Source organism: Anaerosacchariphilus polymeriproducens (assembly GCF_003363435.1).
GTDB classification, from domain to species: domain Bacteria; phylum Bacillota; class Clostridia; order Lachnospirales; family Lachnospiraceae; genus Anaerosacchariphilus; species Anaerosacchariphilus polymeriproducens.
This window is the reverse complement of record NZ_QRCT01000005.1, coordinates 1-12,638: the sequence shown is the minus strand read 5'-3', so window position 1 is coordinate 12,638 and position 12,638 is coordinate 1. Positions and strand designations below refer to the sequence as shown.

The window sequence follows — 12,638 nt, the reverse complement described above, 5'->3', positions numbered from 1 at the left end:
TTTTTCACAGCCCCTTTTTTACTATAATCACTTAATTAAATTATATGAAAAATATTCCTCAATATGGTGGATGACTTTACATAAATATGGTATTATTTATCAATAGTATTTGTGTTTAAAAATTCAGCATGAATTTAAAAATGAAAGGAGAGAAAATTTTATTATTAATTTAATATTTTAACGTAGGAGGAAATGTATATTGAAAAGAAAAAGTATGAGGTTGCAAAAGTTGCTAGCTATAATGATGACAATTATAATGACATCCAGTCAGCTTCAGACTATTGCATATGCAAAAGATCAGACTCAACAGTCGAATGCAAAACAAGAAACAATATCTGAAAATGATAATCATGAGAAATTGAGACTAGAGCAAAAGAAAGAACAAAAGATTCAAAGTAATGATGTTATTATACAAGATAATCAGGAAAAAGAAATAGTACAAACTGAAGATGAAAAAAAGGAAGAACAAAAAATCTTAAAAGATCAAACTCGGAATTCTGAGTTATTTGAGGAGTTAAAAAGCGTAGTTACTAATTCAAAAGAAGGTTTAGAGAGAGGTTTAGGAACAGCATCTAATTTTGGTATTTTTGTAAATGGATTTTTTCATACAAAATCCGATTTTGAAGCAAATTTTGCTGTTAAAAAATTATTTTCGTTAAAATCACCGAAAGCCTCAGTGGAAAAGGAACAGTCAAAAAAAGTATCATATATACAGAATTTTTCTGATGAATATGGTAATGTTTTAAAAGATCATCCTTTGCCTGCTGATTATTCAATTGTTGCACCTTATTTAGTAGTTGGATCACAATATTCTGTAGATGATACATTTAATAATGGTCAATCTTATGGAATAGATGGAGTACGACTGGGGGGGAAAGAAGAACTGGAGGTTATACAAGAGCCGGTTGATAAAAAACTTATAGATTTTAATTCTGAATTTTCTCATCTAAATAATTTATCTGTCTATTTAGCTCAATTGGATACGACAGAAACAGCAAACTTAAAGTCTGTGGGGAATCATTTAGAATTAGAGAGTAAATCAGAAGAAGCAGATATCTTTAATTTGTCAAGTAATGATTTTACAAATGGAAAAAATTCAACAATTAAATTAAATATGATACATGAGAATGCTACTTGTGTCTTAAATGTAAATTTAACTGGTTGTAATGAATTTATATGGAATACACAGGCAGAAATTATAGGTAAAAATGCTGATATACTAAAAAAAGCAGGCAGAGTTATCTGGAATTTTTATATTACAGAAGTTGATGATAGTGGAAATACTATTTATAAACCTTATAAAGGAAAGCTCACAACGATGGCTACGATGGGAGGAACTTTTTTAGCTCCAAGTGCCAACGTGGAAATAGGAGCTGATTTTTTTGGAAGTATCATTTCTAATGATTTGATTTCTAATATTTCTAAGATATATAATATTTCTTTTTCAGGGTCTATTCCTTTAAATGGAAAGAAAAAGGAAAATAAAAATAAAACTTCTGATATTGTATTGGTATTAAAACGTTCCAATACGTTGAAAGAAGGAAGAAAGATTGTGGATGCTGCAAAACAGTTTGTATCTAATATAATAAAATATTCACCCGAAAGTTCTATTGATGTTATATCCTATTCTGCTGATAATAAAGGATTGGCTTTTTATAATAGAACAAAGGGCTGGGCAAATGTAGAAAATAATTATGAAGAAATTATGATTGCAATAGAAGGTTTGACAAAAGAAGAAACATTGCATAAATTAGATTCGGGAATACATACTGTTTATGAATGTTTTGACCTTGCTAAAATACGAAATGACAGCAAAGCAAAGAATGTAATTTTATTTTATGATGGAGTCCCTGGCATTTATGATGAAATCGCAAATGAGATTCAAATCAGTTCACAAAGGGTGATTGAAGAATTTGGAGCTAATATTTTTACGATTGGGGATTTTACTCAATTAAGTAGTAATAGTAAATCAAAATCAGAAGCGTTATTACAAAAAGTGGCTACAGAGGATTCTTCAAATCGAAAACTATTTTATCAAACAGCACAAGATCAGTCGCTTCGAGAAATTTTCGATAAAATTTCTTATCAAATTGTAGGTAAGACAAAAGTAGAACAAAAGAAACCTAAAGATATTGTTTTAATATTGGAAAATTATGGTATAGGTAATGAATTAAGGAAAGATTACGAATGGACAGTTCCAACTGACTATATTGTCGGAGAAAAATATTTTTTAGATAAAATACCATCATATCATAATGATTATGATCAAGTATTGATTGAGCAAGAGAATGGAAGATTATATTTTAATGTGAGAGGTTGTAGTTTTAATATATACATTGATGAGCTGAATCGTGTATTATACAATCCACCAAAAAAAGATGATTTTGTTTCTATATTTGATGAAGAAAAAAAGGCAGCCATTAAATTTATTCAGAACTTAAAAGAAGTTTCACCAGATAGTAATATTTGTATATTATCAAATCCAAGCAAAACAGGAAATTCGGTGATAAAATTAACAGAAGGATTTGAGAATGTATCAAAAAATTCGAATGAAATGATTAATGCAATTAATAATTTGGATAAAGGATGGTCATATAATAATAGAGGAGTGTCTTTAAAAGAAGTATATAATCTGTTAAATGAAGATAGTGTGGAATTAAATGGTAGAGATAAACAAGTAATTCTTTGCTCATCATTATTTTTTCCAGAGGAACAAACTGATGAAGCATTAAAATATGCAGATTTAATAAAAAATAATTTGAATGTTTCTATTAGAGTAATTAATATATCAGAATGCGGATTAAGAAGGTTTATAATCTATAATCCCGTATCAGAAATAACTTATTCTTATGTTACTAATGCTAGTTTGTGGATTGGAGATATTTTTGAGCTTGTTTTTATTGATATATTTAGAAAGTAAAAGTAAAAGGAGTAATCTGTATCCTTTGTCAAGGACAATAAAAAAGAGCGCGTCGATTAATTAATAAAAAAATAAAAGAATTCCCTGAGTTTAGGGTGAATGTTCAGCAGATAAATATTAAAATAAGAAATAGGATGTGTTACTTAAGTAACATGTCCTATTTTAATTAATTATTAATATTTTTTTAATATCCTCTTAAAAGTTAAAATCTTTTGTATAATAATTATGCTGATATTTTTAGCTAAAATATATGAAAGGAGGATCGAGTCACTTTATTGTTTCGTAAATTATATGATTGGAGGTTTTGTTTTATGTTGAAACGAAAAAAATTATGCAGGTTAGCAGTTTTTGTAATGACAATATTGATGATAACCAGTCAGCTGCGGACATTAGCATATGCAAAAGATGAGACTAAAAACTCTAATACACAGCAGAACCAAAATTTAGAAAATACGAATGATTCTATAAGTAACTTGAAACAGCAAATATCACCTAAAGATATCATATTAATATTGGAAAATTATAATCTGAATAATAAATTAAGAAAGGATTATAAATGGACGATTGTAACCAACTTCATTGTCGGCAATTTTTATTGTTTAAATACAACACCAAATCAAAAATATGGTTATGATAGAATCATGATTCAGAAAGAGAAAGAGAGTGGTAAGTTGTATTTTACTGTCAGAGGTTATAAAGTATATCTGGATAAATATTTGAGTGATGGACATGTAATATACAATGAACCCAAAAGCACTGATTTTATATCTATGTTTGAAGAAGAGAAAGAGGCTGCGATAAATTTCATTCAAAGTTTGAAAGAAACTTCACCAAATAGTAATGTATATATTTTGGCTAACCCAAAGGCAAATGAAAATTCTGTAATACAATTAACAGAAGGTTTTGAGAATGTATCAAAAAATTCAGAACAAATAGTAAATGAAATTCATAATTTGAATAAAGTTAGTGGTTGTTTATATGAAAGAAGTTTGACACTAAAAGAAACTTATAATTTATTAGATAAGGACGCAAGTCTCATAACTAATGGTAGAGATAAACAAGTAATTCTTTGTTCAGGATTGGCAGATCAGAACGAAAATTTTGATGAAGCACAGAAATATGCAGATTTATTAAAAAATAATTTACATATTGTTATCAACATTATTAATATCAAGGAATCCGGAGGAACTTATTCTAATTTAATACCAAATTCGTTAGCTTCTGAGAATCTTTCGAATACATCAGAAAAGAAGTTCTATGTTACGGATGATAATTTATGGGTAGGAGATATTTTTCAAGTTGTTTTTAAAGATATATTTGGACTGTAGGTGAGTTCATAAAAAGTAGAGGGCATGTTTTTGGACAGGCCCTTTTGCTATTCTGATTTATGTAAATTAAATTTCTTTTATACCCCCCCGTTAGGGTGGGGTTTTTACATAAAAATGTGTTATAGTAAACCTATAGAGATTATGATTTACTTATAAGTCAATATACTATGAAAGAATAAAAAGGAGAGATAAATTAAGACAAACTAGTGTTTCAAATGATAGGAGGGTATTTTATGTTGAACCGTAACAGTAGTAGAATGCGAAAGATAGTAGCAATGACAATGGCTATATTAATGACAATCAGTCAATCACAGTTTTTTACAAATGCTAAAGAACAGCCAAAACAAGTACAAAGTGAAGATAATGAAATGGAGAATTTAATATCTGAACAAACAGGGGATAGAAATGTAAAAGAAAAAAATGAATCAAAAGAACAAAGTCCAGATGTAGAACAAGATTTAGAAGATAATTTAGAATTATTCAATGATTTGAAAAAATCAGTTACAAGTTCAGGTGAAGGATTTGAGAAAGGCTTAGGAACTGCTTCAAATTTCGGTATTTTTGTTAATGAATTATTTCAGGCAAACTCTGAATTTGAATCTAATATTGCAGTAAAAAAATTAAATTCTCTGGTATCGCCAACGGTTGCAGAGGGAAAAGATAAAGCAGAACAAATATCTTATATTCGAAATTTTTCAGACAAAAAAGGAAATGTATTAAAGGAAAATCCTTTATCGGAAGACTATTCTATGAAAACACCTTATTTGGTAATAGGATCAGTTTATAAAGTGATTAATGATAACAAAAGTTATGTAATAGATGGCAAGCGTCTTGGTTTTAAGGATAATTTAAAAGTTATTCAAGAACCCGATGATAAGACTTTTATAGATTTAGATTCCGAATTTTTATATTTATCAAAATTGTCTACGTATTTAGCAGATTTTAAGACAACTCAAACGTCAGGAATCAAATCCAATGGTAATAGCTTAGAATTGGAAAGTACTTCAGAGAAAGAGGATATCTTTAATTTATCAGGATCAGATTTTATGAACGGAGATGTCAAAAAAATAAAGTTACATACTTTGTATAAAAATTCCACTTGTATTATAAATGTAGATTTATCTGATTATTCTGAATTCAATTTGAATGCGGAAGCTGAAATAATGGGAGATAATATAGATGTTGTAAAAGATGCAGGCAGAGTTATTTGGAATTTTTATACAAAGAAAGTGGAAGATAACGGAGAAATTAATTACCAGCCTTATAAAGGGAAGCTAACTACCACTGCAACTACAGGAGGAACATTTTTGGCTCCAAGCGCTAGTATTGAAATCAATAAAGATTTTTATGGCTGTATTATTGCAAATAGTTTAAATGTTAACGCAAAAATGAAGAAAATACCATTTTGGGGAAAGATACCTTCAAATGAAAAAAACAAAAAAAGCTTAACTTCAAAAGTTGCAAAAGTAAAAGTTAAAGCAAAAGCAACTTACAAAGGAGATTTTGATTCAAAAAATTGTAAAGGAAGACGAATTTATAAAGTGAATTTATCAGCAGTTGCAGATAAAAATAAGAAAGAGTCAGTAACTGCAGGAGTAAAGAATGTAGTTATTAGATATTACATTAGCGATTATTTTGATTTAACAAATGAATGTAGATCGAAACTAAATGATATGAAAGAAGTAAATTGCCAGTATGATAAGAACAAAAAATGCCAGTACGTTGAATGGAAAAATCAAGTGATACCACAGAAAGTAAAGTGGACAGCTATTCTTGAGTTGGAAGCAAAAGATAAGTTCATAGGTGGAAATGATATTGATACTAATATAAAAGGATCTGGTATTTATGTAGAGAATACACAAATTTCAAAATTTCCAAATTTGAAAGTAAATGTACCTGTGAAGTTTCAAATTCAGTCTGTGGAAGGAAGTATAGGGCAAGGGGAATTAATTTCTACTGAATTATATAGTAAATCTTTAAATAAAAATGTTCCTGTTCAAGATTTAATGTTTGATAGTAGTGAAATATTTTTAGGTAAAGAACCAACAGGAGAGTTGGAATATTTATGGTATCAAGAAGGGGTAAAAGAAAGAGCAACTATGTTTTTGTCACCTGTTATAATCAATTCCGATACAAGTTTTATGTTAAAAGTGATATTTAAGCCATATAACACAGAGACAGATACGGATGGAAAAAAAGGTCTGGCTGTATCTACGACCCAGTCTGGAAATTATAATGTCAAAGTGAGTAATGCAGATGCTGATAAATTAGAAGTGAATAATACTGCAGTTTATACAGGTGATTTTAATACTGAGAATAAAACCGGACAAAGAACTTATTCTATAAAATTGAATGCTCAAATTCAGAAATCGAAATGGTTACCAAAGGATATTGTACTTATTTTCGAAAATAATAAAAATATAGAGAGAAATACAACATTAAAAAGGGATTATAAATGGACAATTGCAAATGATATTAAGGAAGATGAATGGTACGTCTATAAAGGAAATTTAGGATATTATAATGTAAGAATCGGAAAAGAAGAGAAAACGGGAAGGCTTAGATTTTATGATGATGAATCAAACCAATATTTTTATATAGACAAAGGAGTTAACTTGTATAATATGCCTGACGTAAATGATTATATATCTGTATTTGATGAGGAAAAACAGGCTGTAATTAAGTTTGTAAAAACAATACAAGAGATATCACCGGAAAGTAATATATGCATATTAACATATTCTCCAGAAAAAACCGTGTTAAACAAAACAGAAGGTTTTAAAAATGTTTCAAAAGATTCTAAACAACTTTTTAGTATGATTGAAAATATTTCTTACGGTGATTCTTCAAAAAAAGAATTAATATTGAATGAAGCTAATAATGTGCTAAATGATGATAAGGTAAAAAACAATGGCAGAGAGAAAGCAGTTATTCTTTGTTCGGAATTAAGTGAATCACCAAATTTAGAATGGAGTGAAGCAATTAAAAGTGCTGAATTATTGAAGAATGATCAGCATGCAGATGTTAATGTTGTAAATATGATGAATACCGGCTCAGAATACTCGATGATGCTTCCGGATACAATAGCTTCGTTAAATCCTACAAATTCAGCAAGAAAGCATTATTTTGCAACTAATTATAATCTTACAATTGATGATGTTTTAACCAATATATCGAATGAGGCATTTGGTTCTATAGCAGGTTCTAGTATCATTACTTATTTGAATGAAAACTTTCAATTTACAGAGGAATCGAAAAAGATGTTTGAAAAAGACCAGAATATTAATTATGGGTTTGATAAAAATAAAAATCAATGGTTTTTAAAATATGAGGATCAAATCATACCAACAAATGAAAAAAATTGGTCAAAAGAGTTTGAGATAGAGGTAAAAGAAGAGTTTCATGGAGGAAGTAATATTAATGCTGGAAAATCAGAGATTAGCTATGGAAATCAAAGAATAAAAAATTTTCCAGACTTATTTGTCAATGTACCTCAGAAATAATATATTAATTTAAAAAGAATGCACTTATCTTATTTTGATATGTGCATTCTTTTTGTTGGTTTAATGTACTCTAATCTAAAGAATCTATTAATCTGGTTGTTTTTGATTATGTAAATTTTTTTGCGCTGTAGATAGCATTAATTTAATACGATTTAATTGATTGACTTCACTGGCACCCGGATCGTAGTCAATTGCAACAATATTAGAAAGCGGGTATTGATGTCGTAATTCTTTAATGACACCTTTTCCAACCACATGGTTTGGCAGACAAGCAAATGGTTGTGTGCAAACAATATTATTTGTACCTGTATGAATTAATTCTAACATTTCACCTGTTAAGAACCAGCCTTCACCAGTCTGATTTCCTAAAGATACAATATCCTTTGCCATATTAGCAAGAGATTCTATACGAGCAGGTGAATCGAAATGCTTGCTCTTCTTAAATTCATCAGAAGCAGCACTACGGACAAATTCCAATGCTTTGATTCCTAAGTTGGATTTACGTGCTGCTGATTTACTCATCCCTAATTTTTCAGCTTTAAAGTTGTTATTATAAAAGCAGTATAAAAAGAAATCGAGCAAGTCGGGAACTACAGCTTCAGCACCCTCAGATTCTAAAAGTTCTACTAAATAATTATTTGCAGATGGCAAGAATTTGACCAAAATTTCTCCAACTACACCTACACGAGGTTTTTGAATATTATTTCTTGGAAGTGCATCAAAATCACGAATGATTTCACGACACATTTTTTTAAATTTAAAAAAAGAAGGATATTTATTTTTTGTTAAAAAGCCAATACACTTTTCTTTCCAAATGTTATGCAATTCATCTGTAGAACCTGCTTTTTTTTCATATGGCCGTGTTCGATAGACACAACGCATAAATATATCACCAAAAACAAGTGAATAAATACCTTTTAAAATTAACGAGGTTGTAAATTTAAACCCTGGATTCTCTTCAAAACCATTCAAATTTATAGATATAACAGGGACATGAGGATATCCTGCTTTTTCTAATGCTCGTCGAATAAAACCAATATAATTTGAAGCTCGACATCCACCTCCGGTCTGTGAAATGATAATTGCAGTTTTTTCCATATCATATTTCCCAGACAAAACAGCATCCATTATCTGTCCAACTACCATAAGTGATGGATAGCATGCATCATTGTTTACGTATTTCAAGCCAACATCTACAGCAGATTTATTATCATTATCTAAAACCACTACGTTGTATCCGGCAGAGCGAAAAGAAGGTTCTACCAAATCAAAATGGATAGGAGACATCTGCGGGCATAGAATTGTATATTCTTTACGCATCTCCTTTGTAAAAATAACTCTATTAAAAGAAGTCGGGACAATAGTCCGGGTCGATTTCTTCTGTTCACGAATCCGAATTGCTGAAAGTAGAGAACGAATTCGGATTCTGGCAGCCCCTAAATTATTTACTTCATCAATTTTTAAACAGGTATAAATTTTACCTGAATTTGTTAAGATATCACTTACAGCATCAGTAGTTACAGCGTCAAGTCCGCATCCAAAAGAATTTAATTGAATTAAATCAATATTTTCAGTCGTTTTTACATAATTTGCAGCAGCATATAATCTAGAGTGATACATCCATTGATCCATAACAATAAGTGGACGCTCAACATTTTTTAAATGTGAAATAGAGTCTTCGGTTAAAACTGCAATTCCATAAGAGGTAATTAGTTCAGGTATACCATGGTTGATTTCAGGGTCAATATGATAAGGTCTTCCCGCTAATACAATACCACGAATTCCTGTTTTCTTCAGGTGAGATAGGGTTTCTTCCCCTTTACGTTTTATATCTTCACGAGACTTTTCTAATTCTTTCCATGCTAAAGAAACAGCTTCTTTCATTTCATCAGAAGAAATATTAAATTCCTGACTTAATTCTTCCGTTAAACGTTCAAAGATTGTTTCTTGGTTTTCGAAAGAAATAAATGGATTCTTAAATATCATCTGCCCACTGGTTATTTCATGAACATTATTCTTAATGTTTTCAGCATAAGAAGTTACAATTGGACAATTGTAATGATTATTCGATTCAGGAAATTCATTTCTTTCATAAGGAATACAAGGATAAAAGATAAAATCAACTTCTTGGTTAATCAGCCAACTAATGTGTCCATGTGCTAATTTTGCAGGATAGCATTCTGATTCACTCGGGATAGATTCGATCCCCAACTCATAAATCTGATGAGTTGATGTAGGTGATAGTACTACTTTAAATTTTAGTTGGTTGAAAAAAGTGAACCAAAATGGGTAATTTTCAAACATATTTAATACTCGTGGGATACCTACAGTGCCTCGAGTTGCTTCCGTGGATTTTAAAGGTTCATAGGAAAAAATCCTTTTATTCTTATATTCAAATAAATTTGGAATATTTTTGCTGTTTTTTTCTTTGCCTAGACCACGTTCACAGCGATTACCGGTTATAAATTGTCTACCGCCTGTGAAACGGTTTATGGTTAATAGACAGTTGTTCGTACAACCTTTACAACGTGCCATTTTAGTATCATATTCTAAAGTACTGATCTTCTCAAAGGAAAGCATAGAAGTGACATGTCCTTTCATATGTCGCTCACGTGCGATAAGTGCAGCACCAAAAGCCCCCATAATTCCTGCAATATCAGGTCGGATTGCTTCACAACCAGAAATTTTTTCAAAACTTCTTAATACTGCATCGTTATAAAAGGTACCACCTTGAACAACAATGTTTTGACCGAGTTCTTTTGGATCTGAAAGTTTAATTACCTTAAATAGGGCATTTTTAATAACAGAATAAGCTAAGCCGGCGGAAATATCTGCGACTTCAGCCCCTTCCTTTTGTGCCTGCTTCACTTTTGAGTTCATAAATACAGTACATCTGGTTCCTAAATCAATTGGATTCTTAGCAAATAAGGCTTCAGTTGCAAAATCTTCTACTTTAAAATTTAATGATTTTGCAAAAGTTTCAATAAATGAGCCACAACCTGAAGAACATGCTTCATTTAATTGAACACTATCCACTGTCTGCTGCTTTATTTTTATACATTTCATATCTTGACCGCCAATATCTAAAATACAATCCACTTTAGGGTTGAAAAATGCAGCAGCATAGTAATGTGACACCGTTTCTACTTCACCTTCATCAAGCATTAGGGCGGATTTTATTAAAGCTTCTCCATAACCTGTAGAACAAGAATGAACAATAGAAGCTTCTTTTGGAAGGATAGAATAAATTTCTTTTATGGCTTTAATTGTTGTTGCAAGCGGACTCCCATTATTATTATTATAAAATGAATAGAGAAGAGAACCATCTTCAGCTACCAAGGCTACTTTGGTGGTTGTAGATCCGGCATCAATACCCAAATAGCAGTCTCCCTTATATAATGATAAATCACTTGTTACCACATGATGTCTTCCATGTCGCTCGCAAAATTCAGTATATTCTTCTTTAGAAGTAAAAAGAGGTTTCATACGTTCTACTTCAAACTCCATCTTAATATTTGAAGAAAGGCGATGCTGTATTTCAGAAAGTGAAACCACGTTTTGTTCATTAGCAGTCAGGGCAGAACCGATAGCAGCAAAGAGATGAGAATGTTCTGGTGCAATTGTATGTTCGTCATCTAATTTAAGTGTACGAATAAAAGCGGCCTTCAATTCAGATAGAAAATGAAGAGGACCACCTAAAAATGCCACGTGCCCACGTATAGGTTTTCCGCATGCTAAACCACTGATTGTCTGATTAACGACTGCCTGAAATATAGAAGCTGATAAATCTTCTTTCGTTGCCCCTTCGTTAATTAATGGTTGTATATCTGATTTTGCAAATACTCCACATCGGGCAGCAATTGGATAAAGTGCTTTATAATCTTTTGCATAGGTATTTAATCCAGATGCATCTGTTTGAAGTAAGGATGCCATTTGATCAATAAAAGAACCGGTACCACCTGCGCAGATACCGTTCATACGTTGTTCAACATTTCCTCCTTCAAAATATATGATTTTGGCATCTTCACCACCAAGTTCAATGGCAACATCAGTTTGGGGTGCATAATCTTGTAGCGCAGTAGAAACAGCTATTACTTCCTGAGTAAAAGGAACTTTTAGATGTTTGGCCAGAGTCAGTCCACCAGAGCCGGTTATCATAGGTGCAATTTCTATATCACCAAGATCTGTAACAGCTTTTCCAATCAAATCAGCTAATGTATCTTGAATATTGGCAAAATGCCTTTCATAATCTGAAAATACTAAATTTCTTTTTGAATCTAGAACAGCAATTTTTACTGTAGTAGAACCAATGTCAATTCCTAATGTATAAAATGTATACTTACTCATAATACCTCACCTGTTAAAATAATTTTGGGGAAATCTATTTATATTCAGTAAAAATCCATATAATTCCTTATTTAAAGAAGTTTATGTCATACCAATACAAACTACATTATACGACAAGAAGTTGTAAAATACAATTAGAAATATCTTTTAACGAAATGGTATCACATCAAAACATAAAAGAATATAATAACATAACAATAATTAAAGGAGCCAGATAATATGGATGAAAAAAGTGGTTCAAAAATGTCTGCTAAAAAATCTGATTCAAAGGATAATATTTCACCTGTATCTAAGAAAGAACGTAATTTGACTGCAGTTCAAGACAATAATAATGAAACACCTACTCCAACTATGCCAAGAACGACACCAACTACGCCTGGTCAGGCACCAACAACACCGGGTCAGCCATCAATGATGCCAGAGCAGCCACCGACAATGCAGCCATCAATGCCAGGTCAGCAGCCAATGATGCCAGGTCAGCAGCCAATGATGCCAGGTCAGCAGCCGATGATGCCAGGCCAGCAGCCGATGATGCCGTGG

The 12,638-nt window shown here is 31.1% G+C and carries 5 protein-coding genes; 4 read left to right on the top strand and 1 reads right to left on the bottom strand.

Going from position 1 to position 12,638, the window contains the following annotated elements; all coding sequences use genetic code 11:
- The first annotated feature begins 199 nt into the window (after positions 1-199).
- The 3 genes from DWV06_RS00575 (at position 200) to DWV06_RS00565 (ending at position 7,751) form a co-directional block, all read left to right on the top strand.
- The gene (locus DWV06_RS00575) at positions 200-2,920 is read left to right on the top strand and encodes a collagen-binding domain-containing protein (RefSeq protein ID WP_115480238.1); all 2,721 of its coding nucleotides are present in this window, start codon (positions 200-202) and stop codon (positions 2,918-2,920) included.
- Positions 2,921-3,231: 311 nt separating this feature from the next.
- Complete coding sequence (locus DWV06_RS00570; RefSeq protein WP_115480237.1) at positions 3,232-4,248, top strand: hypothetical protein; 1,017 nt, start codon at positions 3,232-3,234, stop codon at positions 4,246-4,248.
- A 233-nt stretch (positions 4,249-4,481) separates the two neighbouring features.
- Positions 4,482-7,751: a collagen-binding domain-containing protein gene (locus DWV06_RS00565; RefSeq protein WP_162300532.1), complete on the top strand. Its 3,270-nt coding sequence runs from the start codon at positions 4,482-4,484 to the stop codon at positions 7,749-7,751.
- An 87-nt stretch (positions 7,752-7,838) separates the two neighbouring features.
- Here DWV06_RS00565 and DWV06_RS00560 read toward each other — a convergent pair whose 3' ends face one another.
- On the bottom strand, positions 7,839-12,098 hold the full coding sequence (locus DWV06_RS00560) for a 2-hydroxyacyl-CoA dehydratase (RefSeq protein WP_115480235.1): 4,260 nt from the start codon (positions 12,096-12,098) through the stop codon (positions 7,839-7,841).
- 219 nt (positions 12,099-12,317) lie between these two features.
- Between DWV06_RS00560 and DWV06_RS00555 the strand changes: the two genes are divergently transcribed.
- Positions 12,318-12,638 (top strand): hypothetical protein (locus DWV06_RS00555; protein WP_205027742.1); only part of this gene is annotated, 321 nt, incomplete at its 3' end.